Raw genomic sequence first — 23,744 nt, forward strand, 5'->3', positions numbered from 1 at the left:
CTTCGGTTGGGCGGGGATCCGGGCGGGAGGCCCTGGGGTGCCCGCGCCTGGTGGTCCGCGCCTAGTTGCCCGCGAGGGCGGCGACCACGGGGGCGAACGCGGTGATGTCGTTGCCGGGCGCCAGGGTCCAGTAGCTGATACCCCAGCGTTCGCGGCGCCGGCGCAGGTCGTCGGTGATCTGCGCGGCCGTGCCGACCAGGAAATGCGGGGAGCTGCGCAGGTGGTCCGGCGGCAGGTTCTGGGCGCGGGCCAGCCGGTCGATCGCCTCGTCGCGGCGGTCGGTCACGACGAGCTTGAGGATCAGCGCGTGCAGCGTGAGCGCGGGCAGCCGGGGCCCGGCGGCCTCGGTGATCCAGGCGACCTTCTTCGCCATCGCGTCCAGGTGCGGCCCCTGGTCGCCGGTCTCGGCCTGCCAGGACTTCGCGGCCGACCCGTGCTCCATGTTGCGGTGGACGCTGACGATGTCGGCGTGCCGCGCGGCCAGTTGCAGCACCCGGCGGGATCCGCCGCCGACGAGCAGCGGGATGTGCGGGAGGTCCGCCGGCCGCCACGGCGTGCCGCCGCTGTCGATCCGGTAGTGCTCGCCGGCGTGGTCCACCGGGCGGCCGGACAGCGCCGCGTCCAGGACGCGCAGGGTCTCGCCGAGCCGGTCGACCCGGGTGCCGGGGCCGTGCCGGGTGATGCCGGCGCCGGTGTAGTCGCCGGCGTTCCAGCCGGCGCCGATGCCGATCTCCAGGCTGTGGTCGGTGAGCAGGTCGGTGGTGGCCGCCTCGCGGGCCAGGACCGCCGGGTTCCACAGGTCGTTGTTGAGCACCAGGGTGCCCACGCGCAGCCCGGGGGCGGCGTCGTGCGCGCTGACCAGGGCGGACCAGATGCCGGGTGAGCCGATGTGGTCGACGACGGTGAGCACGTCGTAGCCGGTGTCGGCGACCTGCCGTGCGGTCTGCTGCCAGCCGGCCCGGTCGGTCAGCTGCGCGCAGGTGGCGCCGAACCTGAAGGGCTTGCCGGCGCTCATGCGGCTGCTCCGCCGTCGAGTTCCCGCTGCATGAATTCCGCGATCCTTTCCGCGACCGTCATCGTGGTCACCGCCGTGTTGGCCCGCACCATGCGCGGGAAGACCGACGCGTCGGCGACGCGCAGGTTCTGCAGCCCGTGGACGCGCCCGTACTGGTCCACCACCGCCGAGGGGTCCGCGGCCGGGCCCATCCGGCAGGTGCCGCCGGTGTGGTGGGAGGTGCGCACCGTCGCCCGCAGCCATCGGTCGACCGCGCCGTCGTCGGCGAGTTCGCGGTCGGTGAGGGTGGTACGGCGGCCCAGCAGCGCCGCCATCGGGGCGCGCCGGGAGATGTCCACCGTGAGGCGTACCGCCTCGCGCAGCCGGCGCAGGTCCCCGGGCTCGTGCAGGAAGCGCAGCTCGACGGCCGGCTGGACGGCGGGGTCCGCCGAGGTCAGGGTCACCGAGCCGGTGGAGTGGGGCAGTTCGATGGCCGGCACCAGGGAGACCAGGCTGTCGCCGTGGCGCCCGGGGGCGGCGGTCCGCACGGTGATCTGCATGTCGTCGGCGTCGGCGGAGCCGTCGGCGGTGTAGCGCAGCGCGACCTGGACGCGCGGGGTGGCCGCGCCCGCCCGGACCGTCTCGGGGGCGACCTCCCACACCAGGTCGGCGACCTGGTGGTCGGCGAGGTTGCGGCCGACCGCGGGCAGCTTCGCCACCGGGGCGATGCCCAGCCGTACGAGCGCGTCCGGGTCGCCGACGCCGGAGAGCATGAGCAGCTGGGGCGAGCCGATCACGCCGGCCGACAGCACGATCTGCCCGGCGGTGACGGTCTCGACGCGGCCGGCGTGCTCGACCTCGACGCCGGTGGCCCGGGTGCCGCTGAACAGCAGCCGGCGCGCACGGGTGTCGGGCAGCAGGGTGAAGTCCGGCCGGGCGCGGGCGGCGGGCAGGTAGGTCAGGGCGGTGCTGGCGCGGATGCCGCCGACGTTGTTGAAGGGGATCGGGCCGACTCCGGTGGCGTCGGGCGCGTTGGCGTCGGGGCAGTCGGCGAAGTCCTGCCGGCATGCCTCGTAGAAGGCGGTCTGCGGCGGCAGCCACTCCTCGCGGGGGTAGCGCCGCACCTTGATGGGGCCGCGGGTGCCGTGCCAGGGGTCGGTGAAGTCGAGGTCGTGCTCGATCGCGCGCATGGCGGGCAGCAGGCTGTCGTAGTCCCACAGGTCGTTGCCGAGGTCGCGCCAGGCGCGGAAGTCGTCGCGCAGGCCGCGCAGGAAGACCTGGCCGTTGATGGCGCTGGTGCCGCCGACGACCTTGCCGCGGGGCAGCGGGCGCAGCGGCTGCCCTTGGGCGGCGCGGGCCTGGTAGCCCCACATGTGGCCGTGGGTCGTGACGTAGGCGGCGGTGGCGTTGCCGTAGCGCAGTTCGCCGGGCAGCGTGTCCGGGTCGGGGTAGTCGGGGCCCGCCTCGATCAGCGCCACGCGCAGTCCCGGCAGCTGCGACAGGCGTGCGGCCAGGACGGCTCCCGCCGATCCGGCACCGATGACGACGACGTCGAAGCTCATGGGTTACGTCTCTCCGTTCTGGGGCGCGAGGCCCGGGTCCATGCGGTCCACCATGCGCAGCACCTCTTCCGCGCTGCCCGCGCGCAGGGCCCGGGCGGCGGCGGGCGCGAGCCGGCCGGTGTCGAGGCGGCGCACCTGCTCCTTGACCGCGGCGATGTCAACCGCGGGGACGGCGAGTTCGCGTACGCCGAGGCCCAGCAGCAGCGGCAGCATGCGCGGGTCGCGGGCGGCGGCGCCGAGGACGGCCACGGGCACGCCGCTCTCGCCGCTCTCGCCGGCCGCGGCGGCGACCGAGGCGATCAGCCGCAGCACCGCCGGGTCCCATTCCCGCAGCAGGTGGGCGACGTCGGCGTCGCCGCGCTCGGCGGCGAGGGTGTAGCGGGTGAGGTCGTCGGTGCCGATGGCCACGAAGTCGGCTGCGCCGAGCAGGGTGCCGGCCTTCAGGGCCGCGGCGGGCGTGTCGACCGTGATGCCGAGCGGGAGGTGCCCGGGCGGGTGCAGTCCCTCGGCCGCGAGGTCGGCGCGGGCCTGGCGCAGCAGCTCCCGGGTGCGGTGGATCTCGTCGGCGACGGTGACCATGGGCAGCAGGAGCCGCAGCGGATGCCCCGCCGCGGCGGTCCGCAGCGCCGCGCGCAACTGGGGCACCATCAACTCCGGTTGCCGCAGCGTGAGCCGGATGCCGCGCAGCCCGGGCGGGGCGGGCGCGGTGTCCCCGCCGGCGTCGAGGGTGCGCAGCACCACGGGCCGGCCGGGCAGCGCGGAGCAGATCCGGGCGTAGAGGGCGGCCTGCTCGTCCTCGCCGGGCAGCACGGGGTCCCCGCCGAAGAGCGACTCCGCCCGCACCACCCCGATCCCGTCCGCCCCGGCCGCCTCCGCGTCCGCCACGTCGCCGACCCGCCCGACATCCGCCACGACCCGGATGCGCACGCCGTCTTGCGTGTACGCGGCGGCGCCGGCCGCGGCGCGGGGCCGGGCACGGTCGGCCTCGACGTCGCGTCGGGCGCGGGCTGCGCCGGCGCCGGGCCGGGCGCGGTTGCCGTCGGTGTCGCGCCGGGTGCCGGCGTCCGCGGTGTCGGGCAGGACGCCCTCGGCCGTGACGCCACGCCGGGTGCCGGTGGCGCCGGCGGCGGGCCGGCCGTCTTCGTCCCCGGCGCCGGGCAGGCCGTCTTCGTCCGCGGCGTCGCGCGGAGCGCCCTCGGGCTGGGTGAAGTCGCGGGCGGCCAGGGCGCGGAGGTCGGCGGTGAGGGCGGGGGCTTCGGGGCCGGTGGCGGCGACCTGGACCTGGTGGCCCTGGCGGACGCCCAGGGTGAGGAGGCCGTTGAGGCTGGTCGCGGGGACCGGGCCGGTGCCGGAGGTGAGGTTGCGGAGCACCGCCGTGGCCCGCCGGCGGCCCGCGGCGCGGACGATCGCGGCGGCCGGGCGGGCGTGCAGGCCCTGCGGCGTGCGGACGGTGAAGGTCACGACCGCGGCCGGCGGTGCCGCCTCGTCAAAGGCGAGGGCGGCGTGCGCGTCGGCGCCCGGGGCGTGGCCGCGCCCGGCGAGGTGCTCGCGCTTGGGCTGGAGCGCGGCACGGGCGTGCCCGGCGACCTCGGTGAGGCCGGCGCCGGACATGGACGCCACCGCGGCGGCGACCAGGCCCTCCACGAAGGGGGCGTCGCACAGCAGCACCCGCCCGCGGGCCTCGGGCGCCAGCAGGCCCAGCGCGAACTCCGCGGACAGCAGCGCGCTGCCGAGGTCCATCAGCACCAGGACCCCGTCGGCGCCGTCGACCTCCTCGATCGCCGCCCGTACCCGCAGCGGGTCGCAGCCCAGCGGGTGCCGGGGGTCGTCGATGCCGGCCGCGACGGCGAGCCGGACGGCCGTGGTGGACACGGCCCGGGCCAGTTCCGCGGCGCCTTCGGCGAGCCGGGCGCTGTGCGAGACCACGACGATTGCGACGCTCATGGCCGGCTAGCCCGCCAGCGTCGTGGTCGCGGCCCGGACCAGCAGCCAGCTCGACCGCGCCCCGGGGTCCTGGTGCCCGGCGCTGCGCGGGCCGATGTAGCTGGCCCGACCCTTGCGCGCGACCAGCGGCACCGTCGCCTCCAGCCCCTGCTCGGCGGCGTCCAGCGCGGCCTTGAGCATGCCGCCCAGGTCCACCGTGTGCCAGGCGGCGGTGTCGAGGGCGTCGCGTACGGGGGCGAGGACGTCGAGCATGGTCTTGTCGCCCACCTCGGCCCGGCCCCTGGCCACGACGGCGGCGACCCCGGCGTGCCACGCGGCGGCGAACCCGCGCGGGGTCAGGCCCTGCGCGCCGGGCGCGCTCGCCCCGAAGTCCAGGAAGAAGCTGCCGTAGAGCACCCCGCTGGCGCCGCCCACGTGCGCGAGCAGCTGCATGCCGACGGTGCGGCCGAAGTCGCCGACGGTGCGCGGCGGTTCCGCGTGGAGCGTGCGCAGCGCCTCCCGGCAGCCCCGGTTGAGGTTGGTGCCGTGGTCGGCGTCGCCGATCGCGCCGTCCAGCGCGCTGAGTTCGTCGGCGTGCAGGGCGACGTCGCGGGTGAAGCCGGCGAACCAGCCGACCAGGCGCGGGACCGGGACGAGCTGCTCGCCCTGGCGGCCCGTCACACCGTCCCCCAGGTGAGAGCCGGGGTGGCCACCGGTGCGTCCCACAGACTCGTCATCTCCTCGTCGAGCCGCAGCACGGTCAGCGAGCAGCCGGCCATGTCGAGTGCGGCCATGTACGTGCCGGTCAGGGTCCGTTGAAGGGTCAGTCCGCGTGCGTCCAGCAGCCGGGCGACCTCGTCGAGGACGATGTAGAGCTCCATCAGCGGGGTCGCGCCCATGCCGTTGACGAAGGCGAGCACCTGCTCGCCGGGCTCCAGCGGCATGTCGGCGAGCACCCGGTCGAGCAGGATCGCGGCGACTTCCCTGGCCGGTACGAGCTTGTGCCGGAACCGGCCGGTCTCGCCGTGCATCCCGATGCCGACCTCCATCTCGTCCTCGCCGAGGGTGAAGGTCGGCCGGCGGGCGGACGGCACGGTGCAGGACGTGAGGGCGATGCCCATGCTGCGGGCGTTGGCGATGACGCGGTTGCCGAGGTCGGCGACCCGGGCCAGCGGCCAGCGCCGTTCGGCCGCGGCCCCGCAGATCTTCTCGACCAGGACGGTGGCCCCGACGCCGCGGCGGCCCGCGGTGGTCAGGCCGTCGTTGGCGACGTCGTCCCCGACGGTGACGGCCCGCACCTCGATGCCCCGGGCGCGGGCGAGGTCGCCGGCCATCTCGAAGTTCATCACGTCGCCCGTGTAGTTCTTGACGATGTGCAGGACGCCGCGGCCACCGTCGACGCGCCGGGTCGCTTCGAGGATCTGCTGCGGTGAGGGCGAGGTGAAGATCTCGCCGGGGCAGGCCGCGTCGAGCATGCCGCGCCCCACGTAGCCGACGTGCAGCGGTTCATGGCCGGAGCCGCCGCCCGACAGGATCCCGACCTTTCCGGGCACGGGCGCGTCACCGCGGACGACGACCCGCTTGCCGACGTCGACCGACAGTTCCCGGTGGGCGATGGCCAGTCCGCGCAGGCTGTCGGCGACGACGGTCTCGGGGCTGTTGATGAGCTTCTTCATCGCACGTGTCCTCCCGCTGCGTCCGCCGAGACGTCGGGTCGCACTGCCGGTGCCGGGCCGGGGTGGAGACCGGCCACGTACACGCCCATGAGATCCGGGGGCGGTCCGGCACTCTCGGACCGCATTCGGCATAATCGAATGGAGCACACTTAAGTCCACGACAGGCCGGTTGTAAAGGGGTGTGACGGCGAAATCCGGTCCGTCAGGCCGGGCGGGCCCTGGACGCCGAACAGGCACGGCCCCCGGGGGTCATGGGGCTCCACACCCCGTCACCTGCCCGTGAGGACCGTGCCTGTCGTCGTGCCGCGCGTGCGGTCGCCCGCGCCCGTCGCCTTGCCGGTCGCCTTGCCGGTCGCCTTGCTCGGCGCCTACGCGCCGCCTCGCTCGCCGCCGTTACGGCGCGCTGCCGTCCATCGCCCGGCCGGGGGTCCTGCGCTGCCGCTGGGCGGGGCGGGGGTGCCGGGCGCCGGACTGGTCCATCGGCCAGGACAGCGCCCCCATGCTGCGCGAGATCCCGATCGCCGCCTCGCGTACCGCGCTCATCACGGTGACGCCGAAGATCGCCGGACCCGGGTCGGCGCTGCCGTGCGCCTCCTCCGGGGTCGGCAGCACGACGCTGACCGCGCCGACCGCGGTGCCCCGCGCGTCGAAGATCGCGGCGGCGACCTCGGACTCGCCGAGCACGACCTCGTCGAGCTCGTACGCCATGCCGTCCTGGCGCACCTGCTCCAGCGAGGCCCGCAGCACCTCGCGGACGGCCACGGTCCGGCCGGTGAGCCGGCGCAGCGGGACGTCCTCGGGCAGCAGCACGTCGAGGTTGGGCTGGAAGGCGAGCAGCACCTTGCCGAGCGCGGTGGCGTGCGCGGGGATCGCGATGCCCAGCTCGCGCATCTGCCGGCTGCCGTCGGGGCGCAGGACGTGGTGCACCACGACCACGTCGGAGCCGAGCAGGACCGCGACCCGCACCGCGTGCCCGGTGCGCTCGGACAGCGCCTCGGCCGCGCTGAGGCTGCGCAGCCGGAACTCGTTGCTGTCCAGGAAGGCGTTGCCCAGCCCCAGGACCCGGGGGCCGAGCATGTACTGCCCGGACGAGTCCTGTTCGATCATGCCGTCCATGGCGAGCGTACGGACCAGGCCGTGCACCGTGGAGCTGGGCAGCATGACCCGGTGCGCGAGCTCGGACAGGGGCAACCGCCGGGCCCCCTGGAGCTCGAAGAGGATCCGCACCGCGCGGCTGACCGACTGGATCATCATTGCCCTTCCCTAGCGAACTGCGTCACGACGCTCATGGACCGACGGCGAGCCTGAGCGCTTCGAACAGCAGCGCCGAGGAGGTGGCACCCGGGTCCTGGTGCCCCTCGCTGCGGGGCCCGAGGTAGGCGGCACGGCCTTTGCGCGCCCGCAGCGGGATCGTCGAGCGGGCCCCGCGCGCGGCGGCCTCGGCCGCCGCCGCCACCGCCTCGGGGAACGGGGCGCCGACCGAGACCAGTTGCTCCAGCTCGGCCACGGCGGGCGCGATGGCGTCGACCATCGTCTTGTCGCCGACCACGGCCGCGCCCAGGTTGTGCAGGCTGATCAGCGCCTCGCGCATGCCGGCGACCAGGTCGCCGGCGCCGATGTCGGTGGTCGCGGGGACCGAGTCGCCCAGGGCCAGGAAGATGGCGCCGTAGAGCGGACCGCTCGCGCCGCCGATGTACTGGGCCAGCGCCTCGCCGACCTCGCTGAAGGCCGCCGCGGTGGTCAGCGGCGGTACGTCGCCGAGCACGGCCTTGCACGCGCAGGTCGCGCGCGTCATGTTCGCACCGTGGTCGGCGTCGCCTATCGCGGCGTCGAACTCGGTCAACTGCGGCTCCGCCTCGACGACGAGCCTGTCCAGGATATCGATCCATCTCATGACGAATCGCGCATCGAGCCGATGATCGGCCATCGGTCCTGACCTCCATCCGCTGGGCCTTGCCGGGAGTCGTTCACTGATCGCGCGGTGGTGGTCGAACCGGGGATCCGGTGCACGGACCCCGACTGCAGAGAACCCTTGCACCTGAGCGGCCTCCCACAATAGCGGCGATCCGCCCGGGCGAACCCCGGCCGTAACAGGGGCCACGCCCGGTGGGGACGGCGCGGATCCGGACGTGTTCGAGGGGTTGACAACGCCGGTTTCGCGCGAGTTACATGACGTGCATTCGAGGATACCGAATGACATTCGGAAGCTTCCGATCGATGCAGTGTCTCGAATCTGCTCCCTCAGAGCCCTCCCGGACACCTCTCGCCGCACGCGGAACGCTGCCGGGCATCCACCTATCCCATGGAGGTTGGCGATGGCATCACGACCCCGCAGAACCAGAAACCTCACCCGTACGGTCCTCGCCGTCCTCTGCGTGGCCGCGGTGACCGGCGTCGCGGCCTGCGGTACCGCCCCCAAGTCGGACGCCGACAAGCCCAAGGACGTCGCCGGCACGATCGGCGGGAGCCTGGACTCCCTGGTCGCGGCGGCGAAGAAGGAGGGCACGCTGACCCTCTACTCCGGCGACGCGCAGGACACCCTGAACATCGAGGCCGCCGAGTTCAAGAGCAAGTACGGCATCGACGTCAAGATCGTCCGCGCCCTGACCGACCCGCTCGACGCCCGTATCGCCAGCGAGTACAAGTCGGGCGTCCACAACGCCGACGTCTACCAGGCTGGCTCGACCGAGCCGTTCCTGGCCCAGAACAAGGACTACTTCCTGCCGCTGTCGGCGTCGAACGTGCCCGGCTGGGACGACTACCCGGCGGCGGCCCGGCAGCAGAACAGCTACGTCTACCTGCGCGAGAACCCGACCGTCATCCAGTACAACACCACGCTGGTGCCCAAGGACAAGGTGCCCACCAGCTGGCAGGACCTGCTCGACCCGTTCTGGAAGGGCCACCTCCAGCTGACCGACCTGACCTCGTCCGGCTCCTACATGCAGTGGGCCGAGATCATGAAGCAGCAGTACGGCATCTCCTACCTGCAGAAGCTCAAGGCCCAGGGGCTCAAGATCGCCGCCAGCGGCACCGCGGCGGCCCAGGACATCGCCGCCGGCAGCGCCTACGCCGACTTCCCCGGCCGCATCGTGCACTCGGTGACGCTGCGCAAGGAGAAGGCGCCGATCGCCTACCAGGTCATGCCGGGCAGCGGGGTGCCGATCTTCGCCGCCGTCTTCGCCAAGGCCCCGCACCCGTACGCCTCGCTGCTGTTCGTGGACTACCTGATGTCCGTCGAGGGCCAGAAGGACATGTGCGCCAAGGTCGAAGGCACGCTCAGCTTCTACAACATCGACGGCAAGTCGCCGGACCAGCAGATCGAGGGGTGCCTGCCGCCGGAGAAGGGCTGGCAGCTCAACCCCTTCAACGTCACCGACGAGTCCGAGCGCAACGCCCTGCTCACCGCCATCGGCCAGAAGTGACCCCGCCGGACCGTGAGCTCCCCAAGAACCCGTAGCGCTTCACGCACCCGTAGCACTTCGGGCACCCGAAGCACCTCGCGCACTCGAAGCACCTCAAGCACCTCAAGCACTCGAAGAAGGGGCGGGCAATGAGCCTTGGCGGACCGAAGACCCAGGCGAATCATCCGCCGCCGGACGGTGGCACCGGCTCCGTGGACGACCCACGCGGCAGCCGGGCCACCCGCCCCGCGATCGACATGCGCCGCATCAGCAAGCGTTTCCAGCGCGTCTCCGGCTCCACCACGGTGGCGATCGACGAGGTCTCCCTGTCGGTGGCCCCGGGCGAGCTGGTGGCCGTCGTCGGGCCCAGCGGTTGCGGCAAGACCACGCTGCTGCGCTGCCTGGCCGGCCTGGAGCGGCCCGACGAGGGCGAGATCCACATCGACGGCAAGGCCGTCTTCGACTCCGCCCGGCGCAAGTTCACCCCGCCCGAGCGCCGCGAGATCGGCATGATGTTCCAGAGCTACGCGCTGTGGCCGCACATGACGGTGGCGCAGAACGTCGGCTACCCCTTGCGCTGCCGTGGCGTCTCCGGCCGGCAGACCGCCGCCCGGGTCAGCGCGATCCTGGCCACCGTGGGCTTGGCGGGGCTGGAGAACGAGCCGCCCAACCGGCTCAGCGGCGGCCAGCAGCAGCGCGTGGCGCTCGCCCGCAGCCTCGTCGCCGAGCCCTCCGTCGTCCTGTTCGACGAGCCGCTGTCCAACGTGGACGCCCGGGTGCGGGAGGAACTGCGCCTGGAGCTGGTGCAGATCCACACCAAGCTCGGCTTCTCCGGCCTCTACGTCACCCACGACCAGGAGGACGCGATGGAGGTCTGCGACCGGCTCGTGGTCCTGAAGGGCGGCCGTATCGAGCAGATCGGCACACCCGCCGAGGTCTACCGGGCGCCGCGTACGACGTACGTGGCCGAGTTCGTCGGCATGGTCAACCGGGTCGGCGTGAGCGCGGCGGCGTACGAGGGCTCGTCGGTGCTGCTGACCAGCGACCTGGGCCGGCTCGTGGCCGCCGAGCAGCCCGCCACCGACGCCGCGGACCCGGCCACCGACACCACCACCGGCGCGGCCTCCGGCTCGGCCGACGGTGAGCTCACCGCCCTCATCCGGCCCGAGCACGTCCGGCTGGCCGCCGGGCAGGCGCCGCCGGAGGGCGCCGCGAACAGCTGGCCCGGCACCGTCGCCTTCAGCCTCTTCCGCGGCTCGTGGATGCAGTACCTGGTCAGGATCGGCGACGTGGAGCTGTCGGTGCTCAGCGCCGACCACTCGCTGCGGCCGGGCACGGCCGTCGTGGTGAGCGTCGCGCCCGAGCACGTCATGGTCCGGTCGGCGCGATGACGGCGACCACGACGACCCCCGGAGCCGGCGCGGACCAGGACCGGTCCGGCACCCGGCGCACCCGTACCGCACTGGCCCGCGCCACCTGGAGCGGCCGGATCTTCGCCGTGTGCTGCGCGGCGCTGACCCTGGTGCTGCTCGCGCTGCTGGTCTTCCCGCTCGGCTCGATGCTCGTGCGGGAGCTGGACACCGCCGCGATCCGCGACGTGCTCGGCGACGACGCCTTCTACGAGGCCGCCCGCAACACCGCGATCCTGGTGGTGGTGCCCGGTGTGTTCGCCGTGGCGATCGGCTCCTTCTTCGCCTGGGTCAACGAGCGCACCGACGCCAAGATGGGCGCGGTCTCCACGATGCTGCCGCTGGCCCCGCTGGTGCTGCCGCAGATCGCGCTGAGCGTCGGCTGGATCTTCCTGGCCGACTCCCACTCCGGGGTGCTCAACGTCTTCCTGCGCAGCGTGCTGCGGCATGTGGGCATCCACCTCGCGAGCGGCCCCTTCGACGTCGACTCCTGGTACGGGATGATCTTCCTGTACACCATCGTGCTGGTGCCGCTGGTGCACATCATGGTCTCGGCGGCGCTGCGCAACCTCGACCCGTCGCTGGAGGAGGCCGCCCGGGTCAGCGGCGCCCCGGTCTGGCGGACGCTGCGCACCGTCTCGCTGCCGGCGATCCGCCCGGCGATCGGCGCCTCCTGCTTCCTGGTGCTGCTCATGGGGGTGGCGCAGTATTCCGTCCCGCGGACGATCGGCGTCTCGGCCCGTATCGACGTGCTGTCCACCTACCTGGTCCGGCTGTTCCAGAGCTTCCCGCCCAAGACGGGCTCCGCGGTCTTCGTCGGCGTGCTGGTGCTGGTGGTCATGGCCGCGGCGTGGCTGCTGGAGCGGCGGCTGACCAGGCGGCAGAGCCACAGCACGATCGGCGGGCGCGGCCAGACGCCCTCGCTGGTCCGGCTGGGCCCGCTGCGCTGGGTGGTGCGGGTGGTCATGCTGGGCTACCTGGCGGTCGCCTCGCTGCTGCCGCTCGTGGCGCTGCTGATCGTGGCCTTCCTGCCCTACTGGACGGCCCACCCGGACTTCTCCGCGATGACGCTGGCCAACTTCCGTACCTACTTCGCCGACGACGGCTTCCGCCGGGCGCTGACCGACAGCGCGGAGCTGGGCGCGGTCGGCGCCACCGCCGGGGTGCTCATCGCCGCCGTGCTGGTGTCGTTCGCGCGGCTGCGCGGCGGGCGGGCGGTGCGCGGCATCGACATGGTCGCCCGCGCGCCCGGGGCGATCTCGCACATCGTGCTCGCCGTGGCGTTCCTGATCGCGCTGGGCGGCGCGCCCTTCTACTGGGCCAACACCCTGCGCATCCTCATCCTCGTCTACGTCGTGATGAACCTGCCGCAGGCGTGGGTCGCCGCCGACACGGCCGTGGACCAGATCGGGCAGCCGCTGACGGAGGCGTCGGCGATCTCGGGCGCGTCCAGCCTGCGGACCATGGTGCGCATCCACCTGCCGCTGATGGCCGGCGGCCTCGCCGCGGCCTGGGCGATGCTCTTCGTCGTCATCGTCGGCGACCTCAACGCCTCGTCGATCCTCGCCGGCCCCGACACCCCCGTCGTCGGATCGGTGATCCTCAGCATCTTCGACAACGGCACCTACTCGCAGCTGGCCGCCCTCGGATCGATCATCGCCGTCGCCTCGGGCGTGATCGTCTCGCTGGTCATGCTGCTCACCCGCCGGCTGCAGGCGGCAGCCTCCCAGCCCAGGCGCTCCCGGGCCCGCCGCAACCGCCCGCGCAGCGCGCAGGAGAGTCGATGAATCCCCGTATACCGCCGTTCGACGAGCTCCCGATGATCGACACCCTCGGCCTGCGTCACTCCTGGGACGTCTTCGGCCGCGACGACAACGTCGGGACGATCAACCACCTCACCCCCGAGCGGGTGGTGCAGGCCGCCTCGCTGGTCCGCACCGGGCAGGTCCTCGACCTGACGTGGCCCGTGGACGAGCCCGACCCGCCGATGTACGGCCGGCGCCCGTACGCCCACACCATCTACCCGCCCGCCCGCAACGAGCTGGACGACTACCTGGACGGCTTCTACCTCCAGGGCTCCACCCAGTGGGACGGCCTGCGCCACGTGCGGGCCCGCGAGTTCGGCTTCTACACCGGCTTCACCGGCGAGATGGCCCCGGGCCCGGGCCGGCTGGGCATCGAGCACTGGGTGCAGCACGGCATCGTGGGCCGCGGCGTTCTCGTCGACGTCGCCCGCCACCAGCAGCAGCTCGGCACCCCGCTGGTGCACACCGAGGGCCGTTCCATCGAGGCCGACGAGATCGCCGCGGCGGCTGCGGCCCAAGGCGTGGAGCTGCGCCCGGGGGACGTGCTGTGCGTACGGCTCGGCTGGCCCGCCTACTACGAGCCGCTGACGCACGACGAGCGGGTCGAGGTCAACAAGACCATGGCCTTCCCGGGGCTGTCGGCCCGCGAGTCGACGGCCAGGTTCCTGTGGGACCACCAGGTCGCCGCCGTCACCTGCGACAACCCGTCGTTCGAGGTGTCGCCGGGAGACGCCTCGATCGGCTATCTGCACCGCCGGCTGATCCCGTCGCTGGGCATGGCCATCGGCGAGTTCTTCCGCTTCGAGCAGCTCGCCGAGGCGTGCGCCGCCGAAGGGCGGTGGGACTTCCTGTTCGTCTCCGTACCCCTGCACGTGCGCGGCGCGATCGGCTCTCCGGCCAACGCGATCGCGGTGCGGTGAGCGGGGAGGCCGCCGATGCGTGACCTGGACGTCGTACTGGAACCGCGGCACGAGCTGCTGCGTACGGAGCTGCGTGGGTGGCTCGCCCGCAACGCCCCGCCGCGCCCTGCCGATGACGACAACGATTCAGACGAGCAGACAATGCTCGCCCACCGGCGGGAGTGGCACGCGCGGCTGTCCGCCGGGGGCTGGTCGGCCGTCGGCTGGCCGGAGCGGTTCGGCGGGCGCGCCGCCGACGCGCTGGACCGCTACCTCTACCACGAGGAGCTGACGCGTGCCGGGGTGCCGCGGCTGCTGACCACCGCCGGGATCGCGCTGGTCGGGCCGGTCCTGATGCGGCACGGCACACCGGAGCAGCAGGCCCGCCACCTGCCGCGGATCCTGTCCGGCGAGGAGCTGTGGTGCCTCGGCCTGACCGAGCCGGACGCCGGCTCCGACCTGGCCGGGCTGCGCGCCGAGGCCCGGCTGGAGGACGGCGGCTGGGTGCTCAGCGGCCGTAAGACATGGGTCCGCTGGGCCGAACCCGCCACGCACTGCGCGGTGCTGGTCCGCACCGAGCAGGCGCCCCGGCACCGGGGCCTGTCCTTCCTGGCCGTCGCCCTCAACGACCCGGCGGTCACCGTCCGCCCGCTGCGCTCGGCCGACGGCCGGCACACCTGGGACACCGTGGACTTCGACGCGGTACGGGTGCCCGCCGACGCGCTCATCGGCGAGCGGGGCGGCGGATGGGCCGTCGCCATGGGCCTGATGGAACTCGAACGCGCCGACCAGAGCTTCGCCGACCACACCGACCTGCTGGAGCTGCTGCGCACCGCCCTGGCCGCCGCCGGCGCCCGGCACCGGCGCGGCGAGATCGACGACGCGGCGCTGAGCCGGCTGCACCGGGGCGCGGTCGCGGTCTGGACGCGGTGCCAGCTCTTCCGCGCCGTCAACCTGCGCACCGCCCGGCGGCTGCGGGCCGGTGAGCCGGTCGGCGACGAGGGCTCGCTGATCAGGCTGCACTGGACCCGGGCCTACCAGGAGCTCGCGGCCGTCGTGGAGGACGCCTGCGGGCCCGGCCTGCTCGCCGCGGACGCCTGGAGCCGCCGCTACCTGGACGCCCGCGCCACCTCGATCTTCTCCGGGTCGTCGGAGATCCAGCGCACCGTCGTCGGCGAGCGGATCGCCCGACTGCCGCGCACCCGCACCCGCACCCGCACCACGCCGAAGGGATGACATGAGCTACCAGACGCTGCTGATCGAACACGAGGGACCCCTGTCCTGGATCACCCTGAACCGCCCGCACCGGCTGAACGCGATGAACGACCAGCTGCTCGGCGAACTCGGCGCCGCGCTCGCCGAGTTGCGCGACAGCGGCGGACCGGTCCTGGGCATCCGCGGGGCCGGCCGGGCCTTCTCCAGCGGATACGACATCGAGAACGACTCCGAGGAGATGACCGGCGCCGCCGAGCGCGACATCACCGAGGACCACGACCGGCTGGAGGGCAACCTCAAGCGGTTCCTGGAGATATGGGACCACCCCAAGCCGGTGATCGCCGCCGTGCACGGCTACTGCCTGGCCGGCGCGACCCAGTTGTGCATGTTCACCGACATCACCGTCGTCGCCGAGGACGCCAAGATCGGCCTGCCCTCGCTGCCGATGGGCGGCGGCTACATCACCCCGCTGTGGACGCCGTTCGTCGGGCCCAAGCGCGCCAAGCAGATGTCGTTCGTGCCGTCCAGCCGGATCGACGGCAGGACCGCGGAGCTGTGGGGGTGGGCCAACTACGCGGTGCCGGCCGACGACCTGATGGACGACGTCCGCGCCCTCGCCGAGAAGATCGCCACCATCCCCTCGCCCATCCTGCGGGTGAAGAAGATGGCGATCAACCGGGTGTGGGACGCGATGGGCTTCCGCAACACCGTGCTGATGGGCGCCGAGTCCGACGCGATGCTGCACGCCTCCCGGCCGGTACGGGCGCTGAGCGCGCTGATCACCGAGCACGGGCTCAAGGGCGCGATCGCCAAGTACAGCGCCGGCGACTGGGACCCCGACCGTGGCTGACGGCGGGACGGCGACCGGGATGGCGGCAACCGGCACGGCGCCCGGCGCGGTGGCGGACTCGGCGACCGGCGCGGCGGCCGGCGCTTCGGCGGGGCGGGGCGGGCGCCATGCGTAGATCGATCGTCTTCGGCACCGACGCCTTCACCGAGCTGGTCCCGGTCGCCCGGGCGGCGGAGGAAGCCGGCTTCCACCGGCTGTGGACCACCGAGTACACCGGCCGGGACGCCGTCCTGCGGTCGCTGCTGCTGGCCGGCGCCACCTCGACCATCGGCGTGGGCACCGGTATCGCCTACGCCTTCTCCCGGGCGCCGCTGGCCATGGCGGCGACCGCCGCCGACGCCTACATGGCCACCGGCGGGCGCTTCACCCTGGGCATCGGCGCCGGCACCCGCGGCATGCGGACCCGGTGGTACGCCGCCGAGTTCGACCACCCGGCGCCGCGGCTCGCCGACTACGTCCGGCTGATGCGCGCCACCTGGTCGGCCGGCGCCGGCGGCCTGGACTACGCCGGCGACCACTACACCCTGCGCATCCCCGCCTTCCGCCCCGGCCACCCGGCCGAAGCGCTCGCCGGCCTGCCCGTCTACGGGGCCGGGCTCAACCGGATCATGCTGCGGCACGCCGCGCAGGCGTGCGACGGGGTGGCGCTGCACCCGCTGGCCGCGTCCGAGCACTACCTGCACGAGGTGGCCGCCCCCGCGATCCGGCTCGGCCGGCAGCACGCGGAGCGCCCGGACGGCTCGCTGGCCGTATGGCTGATCACCTCGGTCGACGACGACGCCGAGACCGCCCGGCGGCGGGCCCGGATCAGCCTGGCCTTCTACTTCTCCACCCCCAGCTACCGCACCATCGTCGCGGGCACCCCCTGGGAGCGGGCCGGCGAGGCGATCCGCGCCGGCTTCCTCGACGAGGGCGCCGACTGGCAGTCGCTGGCGCGGCTGGTGCCGGAAGCGATGGTCGACGCCTTCGCGCTGGCCGGCACCCCCGAGGACGTACGGGCCCGCGTCGGCGCGTACGAGCGGCGGTTCGCCGAGGCCGGCGCCGACGAGCTGGTGTTCCAGACGGTCGGCGAGACGCTCGGCCGCGAGCAGGTCGTCGCCAACTGCGCCCGGATCGTCCAGGTCCTCGCCCCGCCCGCCCGCACCGACCCCCTTGACCGTATCCCGACCCCCGGCAGCACCGGATTGGACGTAACCCGATGACACTCAGCCAGGTACCCGGCAACGACGAAGGCGTCGTGTACGCCGGGGTGCAGAACAACCCGACGATCGGCGACAAGCTCCAGCCGGTCGACATCGTCGCCGACGAGGAGTTCGTCCGCGACTACGTCAACGCCACCGGCGACGAGACCTTCTGGGCGTTCCGCGCGAGCACCCGGGCCCGGCACGGCATCGACGTGTCGCCGCTGACGATGTTCGACCGGGACATCGGCGCCCGGCTGGTCGGCATCAGCGCCCGCTTCGGCCTGCACGCCAAGCAGGAGTTCACCTTCAACGGGCCGGTCACCCCCGGTGGCGCGTACCGGCTGGCCGGCGAGGTCGTCAACGTCTTCGAGAAGCGCGGCATCGAATACTTCACCACCCGCTGCTACTGCCACCCGATCGACGAGCCGGACAACGTCCTGCTGGACTCGCTCTACACCCGCGCCTACAAATTCCCGCAGAACCAGTACCCGCAGAGCCGGGAGGACCGCCGCGCCCGGCTGAGCGACTGGCTGCAGGCCAGCGGCGGCCGGGCCCGCGAGACGTTCCCGCACCCCGGCGCGATCGTGGAGGGACGCACCCGGCTGCTCGACCAGGCCCGGCTCAACCTCTACTCCGGGCCCGGCTCCGGCGCGCACACCGACAACCTGCTGGCCCGGCAGGGCGGGCTGCGCGGCACCGTCGGGCAGGCGCTGATGCTCACCGAGCTGGAGAGCGAGCTCTACCGGGACCTGTTCGGCATCGACTTCTACCGCAAGGGCGCGATGCGCTCGTCGTTCATCGCGACCATCCCGGTGGGCGTGGAGGTGCGCGCCGCGACCGTCGTGGAGTCGGTCGCGGACGGGGTGCTGACGCTGCGCAGCGCGGTCGCCTCGACGTCCGGGGACCTGCTGTCGGTCGGCACGGCCACCATCAGGGACTGGCTGTGACCGGCGGCGACGCCGGGCCGTCACCGGGGGCGGGTCCGGGCGCGGGCGCTCCGGTGCCGCCACTGGGGGTCGGTGTCGTCGGCGCGAGCCCCGACCGGGGGTGGGCGCTGGACGCCCACCTCCCGGCGGTCGCCGGGCTGGCGGAGTACCGGCTGGCGGCGGTCGCGACGACCCGTCCGGAGACCGCCCGGCGGGCCGCCGAGGTGTTCGGGGCCGCCGCCGCGTACACCGACCCGGCGGCGCTGGCCGCGGACCCGGCGGTGGACCTGGTGGTCGTCTGCGTGAAGGTGCCCGCCCACGCGGAGGTCGTGGAGCGGGCGCTGCGGGCCGGCAAGCACGTGTACTGCGAGTGGCCGCTGGGCCTGACCACCGCCGAGGCGGAGCGGCTGGCCGCGCTCGCCGGCGAGCGCGGCGTCCGGCACGCCGTGGGCCTCCAGGCCCGCAGCTCACCGCTGCTGGCCACGCTGCGCGCGGCCCTCGCCGACGGCCTGCTCGGCACCGTCCTGAGCTGCACCGCCTACTCCCCCACCGGCTCCGGCGGCCCGCACCGCGACCTCGCCCGCCGCTACACCGCCGACCGGGCCAACGCCGCGCACACCCTCACGATCAACACCGGCCACACCCTCGACACGCTCGGCTGGCTGCTGGGCCCGCTGGACTGCTTCGACGCGCGCGTGGCGGTACGGCAGCCGGCCGCGACGGTGACCGAGACCGGCGAGGAGCTGGCCGTCACCGCGCCCGACCAGGTCGTGGTGTCCGCCACGACCGGGGACGGCTGCGTGGTGAGCGTCCACGCCCACAGCGGGGCGCGGCCGAACGGCACGCACTTCGCCGCGCGCTTCCACGGCACCCGAGGCGACCTCGTCCTGCGCTCCACCGGTGTGCGCGGCCTGCAGATCGAGGACCTGTCCGCGCGGTTCTGCCCGGCCGGCTCGACCCGCTGGCGGGCCGTCAGGACCGACCCGCGGCACTACCGGGTGCCCGAGCCGCTGCGCGCGCAGCCGGTCCTCAACGTCGCGCAGGCCCTGCGCCGGCTCGCGGTCGCGATCCGCGGCGGCACCCGCTTCGAGCCGGACTTCGGCACGGCCGTCGCGCTGCACCGCCGGCTCGACGCGGTGGAGCGGGCCGCCGCGACCGGGCGGCGGCAGTGCGCCGGCGCCAGGACCGGGGGCACCCCGGGGCCCGGCGGGAACAGGGGGCCCGGCGGGACGAGCGGGACCGGCGGAAGCAGCGGGCCCCGAGACCTTTCCGACCCAGCCGGCGTCGCCGGCGCCGCATAGGAGCGCCATCGTGCTTGAAGGCATCGTTGTTCTCGAACTGTCCCAGGTCTTCGCCGGCCCGCTGGCCGCCCGGCTGCTCGCCGAGATGGGCGCCACCGTCATCAAGGTCGAGCGGCCCACCGGGGACGTCTCCCGCCAGCAGCTGTGGCGCACCGGCGGGCGCAGCGGCTACTTCGTCCAGCAGAACCGCGGCAAGTACGGCGTGAGCGTGGACCTGCGCACCCCGGAGGGCGTCGAGCTGCTGTGGCGGCTGGTCGAGCGGGCCGATGTGCTGCTCGACGGCTTCGCGCCCGGCGTGCTGGCCAAGTACGGCTTCACCTACGACACGATGGCGGCGCGCAACGAGCGGATCGTGGTCTGCGAGCTGTCCGCCCTCGGCCGTACCGGCGAACTCGGCACGGTCCGCGGCTACGACCAGGTCGGCGCCTGCTACTCCGGGGTCGCCTACACCTCATCGGACGGCGCCGGCCCGTCCATCATGCCCTCGGTGGCGCTCGGCGACTCCGCGATGGGCCTGTGCGCGTACGCCGGCATCCTCTCCGCGCTGTACGCGGTACGCGACACCGGCCGCGGCCAGCTGGTGGACGTCTCCCTCGTGGACGCCTACATCCAGTCGCACTCCAGCAACCTGGAGGCGTACAGCATCAGCGGCGGCCGGATCAACGCCCGCCCGGTGGGCGGCCAGAACGCCTACATCTGCCCGGCCGGCGTGTTCGAGACCCCGGACGGGCGCGAGCTGTACATCGTGGCGATGAGCAACCACGAGTGGGTCCGGCTGGCCGGCTGCATCGGCCGCCCCGAGCTGGGCACCGACCCGCGCTACGACACCACCGAGCACCGCATCGCCCACCGCCAGGACGTGCTCGACCTGCTCGACGCGTGGCTCGTCGGCTTCCCGACCCGCGACGACGCGGTGGCGGCGCTGCGCCGCGCCGGGGTGGTCGCCGCGCCCGTACTGGACATCGGCGAGGTCATCGACAACCCGCACCTGCGGGCGCGGGGCACCGTGGAGATGGTCCACGACGACGTGCTCGGCGAGTTCGCCGTTCCCGGGCCGCCGTTCCGGCTCAGCGGCAGCGCGCGGAGCCCGCTCGGCCCGGCGCCGGAGATCGGCGAGCACAACCACGAGGTCTTCGCCCGGGTCGGCGGGCTGAGCGACGAGGAGATCGACGCGTATGTCGCCTCGGGCGCGCTGTTCGCGGCGCCGCCGGCCGCCGAGGGGGCGAGCGCCTGATGGCCGCGACGGTGCCGGCGGGGCGTACGCATGCGTGACCTGACCGTACGGCTGGACGAGGAGAGCGAGGAGCTGCGCCGCGAGTTCCGGGCGTGGCTGCGCGGCCACCTGCCCGAGCCGGCCCCTTCCGGCGACCGGGCCGACCGGGCCGACCGGGAGGAGTCGCAGGACGAGATGTACGCGCGGCAGCTGGCGTGGCACCGCAGCCTGTACGAGGGCGGCTGGATGGGGCTCGACTGGCCGGTCGCGTACGGCGGGCGGGGCGCGTCGGCGGCGCAGAAGTACGTCTACTACGAGGAGCTGGCCCGGGTGCGGGCGCCGCGGCTGCTCAACCACCCGGCGGTCGCGCTGGTCGGGCCGACGATGATGCGGCTGGCCGCCGGCCACCTCACCGCGCGCTACCTGCCGCGCATCCTGTCCGGCGAGGACGTGTGGTGCCAGGGCTTCAGCGAGCCCGACGCCGGCTCGGACCTGGCGGGGCTGCGCACCTCGGCGGTGCTCGACGGCGACCGGTGGGTCGTCAACGGCCAGAAGGTCTGGACGACCTGGGCGATGTACGCGACCCGGTGCGCGCTGCTGTGCCGCACCGACCCGGCGGCGCCCCGGCACCGGGGCCTGACGATGCTCGTCCTCGACATGGACCAGCCCGGCGTCCGGGTGCGGCCGATCCGCCAGATGACCGGGCGGCAGGAGTTCTGCGAGGTGTTCCTCACGGACGCGGTCGCCCCGGCCGACCACGTCATCGGCGCACCGGGGCAGGGGTGGGCGGCGGCGATGACGATGCTGGAGTTCGAGCGGTCCGACCAGAGCTTCACCGATCACACGCGGCTGCTGGGGATGCTCGGGGGGATGGCTTCCGGGCTGGGCCCGGAGGGCGAGGAGGCTGCGGGCGGCGGGGCCGCAGGTGGCTGGGCCGCCGACGGCGGGGTCGCGGCCGGCGAGGCTGCGGGGGCCGCCAGTGGCGGGGCCGGCGGGGCGGCGGGCGGCCGGCTCGTGGCCGGCGGGGCGGTGGCCGACGACGCGCGGCAGGATTTCGTCGCCCTGTGGACCCGCACCCAGCTGCTGCGGGCGACCAACCTCGCCGCGGCCCGCGACGTCGCCGCCGGTGGCGCCGTCGGCTCGCGCGGGTCGCTGGTCAAGCTCGCCTGGAGCGAGTTGCTGCGTGACATCGCGAGCCTCGGCGACGACCTCGCGGAGCCCGGTTCCGCCGACGCCGCGTGGTGGAGCGACCTGTACCTGGAGACGCGCTCGGCGACCGTCTACTCCGGCACCTCCGAGATCCAGCGCACCATCATCGCCGAACGCCTCGCGGGCATGCCGCGCCCGTGACGGACCCGTACGTATATGTGAGGGACATGAAGTGACCGTGATCACCGACGACGGGGACCAGCCCTGGACGACACCCGGGGTGTACCGGGTGGCCCCGGGCGTCTTCCGGATACCCATGCCGCTGCCGGACGAGAGCCGGCTGCGGGCCGTCAACGTCTACGCCGTCCGGTCCGGCGCGGACCTCGTGCTCGTCGACTCGGGCTGGGCCATGCGCGGCGCCCGCGACCGGCTCGCCGCGGGCCTGGCCGCGCTCGGCGCCGAGCTGGGCGACGTCGGCCGCTTCCTCGTCACGCACCAGCACCGCGACCACTACACGCTGGCGGTCGAGGTGCGGCGGGCGTTCGGCACGAGGATCAGCGTCGGGATCGGCGAGCAGCCCGGGCTGGCCCTCGCCGCGACGCCGGGGCGGCAGCAGTTGCAGGCCCAGGCGGACGCGCTGCGCCGGCACGGGGCCGGCGCGCTGGCCGACGAGGTGCTGGCCGGCCTCCGCGACGTGGACACCTCGCAGCTGTGGGAGCCGCCCGACGACTGGCTACGTCCCCCGCAGGAGGTGGCGGTGGGCGACCGGCTGCTGCGGGCCGTGCCGACGCCCGGCCACACGCGCGGGCATGTCGTCTTCGTCGAGCCGGGCGCGGGGCTGCTGTTCGCCGGCGACCATGTGCTGCCGCACATCACGCCGTCGATCGGCTTCGAGCCCGTCGCCTTCGAGCATCCGCTGCGCGACTACCTGGCCTCGCTGCGGCTGGTCCGCGGCCTGCCCGACGCCCGGCTGCTGCCCGCGCACGGGCCGGTCCAGGAGCGGGCCCACCCCCGGGTCGACGCGCTCCTGGCCCACCACGAGCGCCGGCTCGACGCGACGCAGGCCCTCGTCGAGCGCGGCGCGCACACCGCGTACGAGGTGGCTCGCGGGCTGCGCTGGACGCGCCGGGAGCTGCCGCTGCGCGAGCTGGACACCTTCAACCGGATGCTCGCGGTGCTGGAGACGGCGGCGCATCTGGATGTGCTGGAGGGGCTGGGGCGGGTGGGCACGGTCCTGGCCGAGGGGCCGGAGGTCCACTACACGCCGGGCGGCGGTCCTGGTCCGGCCCCGGGCCCGCCCGGGTCCGGGGGTCCGGGGGCCTCGGGGCCCGCCACCCCGGAAGCGCCCGGGGCTGCCGCCGCGGGTCCGTCCGCCGATGCGGGCCCGCCCGCCGTCCCGGGCCCGTCCGCTGCCGCGGGCCCGTCCGCCGGCCGTACCGCCGAACGCTAGGAGCCGCCGTATGCAACCCCCGTTCGTCGCCGTCGAGATCGACGCGCCCGTCGCCACCGTCACCCTCAGCCGCCCCGAGGCACGTAACGCCCTCTCCCCCGGCGGCATCGCCGAGCTGATGGGAGCGCTCGGCGCGCTGGACGAGGACGACCGGGTACGGGCGGTCGTGCTCACCGGCGGCCCCAAGGTCTTCGCGGCCGGCGCGGACATCGCCGAGATGGTGACCCGTACGCCCGCCGACCAGCTCGCCATCGAGCGCGGGCCGCGCTGGCAGCCCCTGCTGCGCTTCACCAAGCCGCTGATCGCCGCCGTCAACGGCTATGCGCTGGGCGGCGGCTGCGAGCTGGCGATGATGTGCGACATGATCATCGCCGGGGACGGCGCGCGGTTCGGCCAGCCCGAGGTCAACCTCGGCATCCTGCCCGGCGCCGGCGGCACCCAGCGGTGGCCGCGCACGGCCGGCAAGTACGTCGCCATGGAGGCCAACCTCACCGGCGACCTCGTCGACGCGGAGCGCGCGTACCAACTGGGCATCGCCAACCGGGTGGTGCCGGCTGCGGAGACCGTCGCCACCGCCCAGGAGCTGGCCCGGCGCATCGCCGCGAAGCCGCCGATCGCGGTGCGGCTGATCAAGGAAGCCGTCAACGCCGCGTACGAGACCACCCTGACCGCCGGGCTCGCCGGTGAACGGCGCTCCTTCCACCTGCTGTTCGCCACCGACGACCAGACCGAGGGCATGCGGGCGTTCCTCGACAAGCGCCCGCCTCACTTCAAGGGGATGTGACCC

At 74.2% G+C, this 23,744-nt stretch carries 20 protein-coding genes; 13 read left to right on the forward strand and 7 right to left on the reverse strand.

Going from position 1 to position 23,744, the window contains the following annotated elements; translation table 11 throughout:
* Positions 1 to 61: 61 nt before the first annotated feature.
* The 7 genes from HCN08_RS14680 to dhaL (HCN08_RS14710) form a co-directional block, all read right to left on the reverse strand.
* On the reverse strand, positions 62 to 1,015 hold the full coding sequence (locus HCN08_RS14680) for a TIGR03621 family F420-dependent LLM class oxidoreductase (protein WP_167983500.1): 954 nt from the start codon (positions 1,013 to 1,015) through the stop codon (positions 62 to 64).
* The gene (locus tag HCN08_RS14685; protein ID WP_167983501.1) at positions 1,012 to 2,556 is read right to left on the reverse strand and encodes a GMC family oxidoreductase; all 1,545 of its coding nucleotides are present in this window, start codon (positions 2,554 to 2,556) and stop codon (positions 1,012 to 1,014) included. Before HCN08_RS14685 ends, HCN08_RS14680 begins: the two co-directional genes overlap by 4 nt.
* 3 nt (positions 2,557 to 2,559) lie before the next feature.
* Positions 2,560 to 4,500 (reverse strand): dihydroxyacetone kinase phosphoryl donor subunit DhaM, encoded by a 1,941-nt coding sequence (gene dhaM, locus HCN08_RS14690; protein WP_167983502.1) that lies wholly within the window; start codon positions 4,498 to 4,500, stop codon positions 2,560 to 2,562.
* 6 nt (positions 4,501 to 4,506) lie between these two features.
* A complete protein-coding gene (gene dhaL / locus HCN08_RS14695) occupies positions 4,507 to 5,160 on the reverse strand; it encodes a dihydroxyacetone kinase subunit DhaL (protein WP_206318794.1) in 654 nt (217 codons plus the stop codon).
* Positions 5,157 to 6,155 carry a dihydroxyacetone kinase subunit DhaK gene (gene dhaK / locus HCN08_RS14700; RefSeq protein WP_167983503.1) on the reverse strand — a complete coding sequence of 333 codons (999 nt, stop codon included), beginning with the start codon at positions 6,153 to 6,155 and terminating at the stop codon, positions 5,157 to 5,159. Before dhaK ends, dhaL (HCN08_RS14695) begins: the two co-directional genes overlap by 4 nt.
* Before the next feature lie 393 nt (positions 6,156 to 6,548).
* On the reverse strand, positions 6,549 to 7,409 hold the full coding sequence (locus HCN08_RS14705; RefSeq protein WP_206318795.1) for an IclR family transcriptional regulator: 861 nt from the start codon (positions 7,407 to 7,409) through the stop codon (positions 6,549 to 6,551).
* Positions 7,410 to 7,440: 31 nt separating this feature from the next.
* Entirely contained in the window at positions 7,441 to 8,049 is a 609-nt protein-coding gene (gene dhaL, locus HCN08_RS14710) for a dihydroxyacetone kinase subunit DhaL (protein WP_240970101.1), read from the reverse strand.
* A 421-nt stretch (positions 8,050 to 8,470) separates the two neighbouring features.
* Here dhaL (HCN08_RS14710) and HCN08_RS14715 point away from each other — a divergent pair, with 421 nt between their 5' ends.
* The 13 genes from HCN08_RS14715 (at position 8,471) to HCN08_RS14775 (ending at position 23,741) form a co-directional block, all read left to right on the forward strand.
* Complete coding sequence (locus HCN08_RS14715) at positions 8,471 to 9,577, forward strand: ABC transporter substrate-binding protein (protein WP_167983505.1); 1,107 nt, start codon at positions 8,471 to 8,473, stop codon at positions 9,575 to 9,577.
* A gap of 191 nt (positions 9,578 to 9,768) precedes the next feature.
* Positions 9,769 to 10,947, forward strand: coding sequence for an ABC transporter ATP-binding protein (locus HCN08_RS14720; protein ID WP_167983506.1), 1,179 nt, complete (start codon positions 9,769 to 9,771; stop codon positions 10,945 to 10,947).
* Positions 10,944 to 12,752 (forward strand): ABC transporter permease, encoded by a 1,809-nt coding sequence (locus tag HCN08_RS14725; protein WP_167983507.1) that lies wholly within the window; start codon positions 10,944 to 10,946, stop codon positions 12,750 to 12,752. Before HCN08_RS14720 ends, HCN08_RS14725 begins: the two co-directional genes overlap by 4 nt.
* Positions 12,749 to 13,690, forward strand: coding sequence for a cyclase family protein (locus tag HCN08_RS14730; protein ID WP_167983508.1), 942 nt, complete (start codon positions 12,749 to 12,751; stop codon positions 13,688 to 13,690). The genes HCN08_RS14725 and HCN08_RS14730 overlap by 4 nt, the downstream gene beginning before the upstream one ends.
* A 15-nt stretch (positions 13,691 to 13,705) precedes the next feature.
* Positions 13,706 to 14,905 (forward strand): acyl-CoA dehydrogenase family protein, encoded by a 1,200-nt coding sequence (locus HCN08_RS14735; protein ID WP_167983509.1) that lies wholly within the window; start codon positions 13,706 to 13,708, stop codon positions 14,903 to 14,905.
* Position 14,906: 1 nt separating this feature from the next.
* The gene (locus tag HCN08_RS14740; protein ID WP_167983510.1) at positions 14,907 to 15,734 is read left to right on the forward strand and encodes an enoyl-CoA hydratase-related protein; all 828 of its coding nucleotides are present in this window, start codon (positions 14,907 to 14,909) and stop codon (positions 15,732 to 15,734) included.
* A 107-nt stretch (positions 15,735 to 15,841) separates the two neighbouring features.
* Positions 15,842 to 16,936, forward strand: a complete 1,095-nt coding sequence (locus HCN08_RS14745; RefSeq protein ID WP_167983511.1) for an LLM class flavin-dependent oxidoreductase — start codon at positions 15,842 to 15,844, stop codon at positions 16,934 to 16,936.
* Positions 16,933 to 17,865 (forward strand): MaoC family dehydratase, encoded by a 933-nt coding sequence (locus HCN08_RS14750; protein WP_167983512.1) that lies wholly within the window; start codon positions 16,933 to 16,935, stop codon positions 17,863 to 17,865. Before HCN08_RS14745 ends, HCN08_RS14750 begins: the two co-directional genes overlap by 4 nt.
* Positions 17,866 to 17,918: 53 nt before the next feature.
* Positions 17,919 to 19,145 (forward strand): Gfo/Idh/MocA family protein, encoded by a 1,227-nt coding sequence (locus HCN08_RS14755; protein ID WP_167983513.1) that lies wholly within the window; start codon positions 17,919 to 17,921, stop codon positions 19,143 to 19,145.
* 10 nt (positions 19,146 to 19,155) lie between these two features.
* On the forward strand, positions 19,156 to 20,379 hold the full coding sequence (locus HCN08_RS14760; protein WP_167983514.1) for a CaiB/BaiF CoA transferase family protein: 1,224 nt from the start codon (positions 19,156 to 19,158) through the stop codon (positions 20,377 to 20,379).
* A gap of 30 nt (positions 20,380 to 20,409) precedes the next feature.
* Entirely contained in the window at positions 20,410 to 21,708 is a 1,299-nt protein-coding gene (locus HCN08_RS14765) for an acyl-CoA dehydrogenase family protein (RefSeq protein ID WP_167983515.1), read from the forward strand.
* 31 nt (positions 21,709 to 21,739) lie between these two features.
* Positions 21,740 to 22,957 (forward strand): MBL fold metallo-hydrolase, encoded by a 1,218-nt coding sequence (locus HCN08_RS14770; RefSeq protein ID WP_322974450.1) that lies wholly within the window; start codon positions 21,740 to 21,742, stop codon positions 22,955 to 22,957.
* A 10-nt stretch (positions 22,958 to 22,967) separates the two neighbouring features.
* Complete coding sequence (locus HCN08_RS14775) at positions 22,968 to 23,741, forward strand: enoyl-CoA hydratase-related protein (RefSeq protein ID WP_167983516.1); 774 nt, start codon at positions 22,968 to 22,970, stop codon at positions 23,739 to 23,741.
* Positions 23,742 to 23,744: the final 3 nt, after the last annotated feature.

The sequence above is a fragment of the Actinacidiphila epipremni genome (genome assembly GCF_012034175.1).
GTDB classification, from domain to species: domain Bacteria; phylum Actinomycetota; class Actinomycetes; order Streptomycetales; family Streptomycetaceae; genus Actinacidiphila; species Actinacidiphila epipremni.

Bases quoted from the DNA above. Each gene is read 5' to 3' on its own strand.
- HCN08_RS14680 (WP_167983500.1), bottom strand. From the start codon at position 1,015: ATGAGCGCCGGCAAGCCCTTCAGGTTCGGCGCCACCTGCGCGCAGCTG.
- HCN08_RS14685 (WP_167983501.1), bottom strand. From the start codon at position 2,556: ATGAGCTTCGACGTCGTCGTCATCGGTGCCGGATCGGCGGGAGCCGTC.
- dhaM (WP_167983502.1), bottom strand. From the start codon at position 4,500: ATGAGCGTCGCAATCGTCGTGGTCTCGCACAGCGCCCGGCTCGCCGAA.
- dhaK (WP_167983503.1), bottom strand. From the start codon at position 6,155: ATGAAGAAGCTCATCAACAGCCCCGAGACCGTCGTCGCCGACAGCCTG.
- HCN08_RS14705 (WP_206318795.1), bottom strand. From the start codon at position 7,409: ATGATGATCCAGTCGGTCAGCCGCGCGGTGCGGATCCTCTTCGAGCTC.
- dhaL (WP_240970101.1), bottom strand. From the start codon at position 8,049: ATGAGATGGATCGATATCCTGGACAGGCTCGTCGTCGAGGCGGAGCCG.
- HCN08_RS14715 (WP_167983505.1), top strand. From the start codon at position 8,471: ATGGCATCACGACCCCGCAGAACCAGAAACCTCACCCGTACGGTCCTC.
- HCN08_RS14725 (WP_167983507.1), top strand. From the start codon at position 10,944: ATGACGGCGACCACGACGACCCCCGGAGCCGGCGCGGACCAGGACCGG.
- HCN08_RS14730 (WP_167983508.1), top strand. From the start codon at position 12,749: ATGAATCCCCGTATACCGCCGTTCGACGAGCTCCCGATGATCGACACC.
- HCN08_RS14735 (WP_167983509.1), top strand. From the start codon at position 13,706: ATGCGTGACCTGGACGTCGTACTGGAACCGCGGCACGAGCTGCTGCGT.
- HCN08_RS14740 (WP_167983510.1), top strand. From the start codon at position 14,907: ATGAGCTACCAGACGCTGCTGATCGAACACGAGGGACCCCTGTCCTGG.
- HCN08_RS14745 (WP_167983511.1), top strand. From the start codon at position 15,842: ATGCGTAGATCGATCGTCTTCGGCACCGACGCCTTCACCGAGCTGGTC.
- HCN08_RS14750 (WP_167983512.1), top strand. From the start codon at position 16,933: ATGACACTCAGCCAGGTACCCGGCAACGACGAAGGCGTCGTGTACGCC.
- HCN08_RS14765 (WP_167983515.1), top strand. From the start codon at position 20,410: ATGCGTGACCTGACCGTACGGCTGGACGAGGAGAGCGAGGAGCTGCGC.
- HCN08_RS14775 (WP_167983516.1), top strand. From the start codon at position 22,968: ATGCAACCCCCGTTCGTCGCCGTCGAGATCGACGCGCCCGTCGCCACC.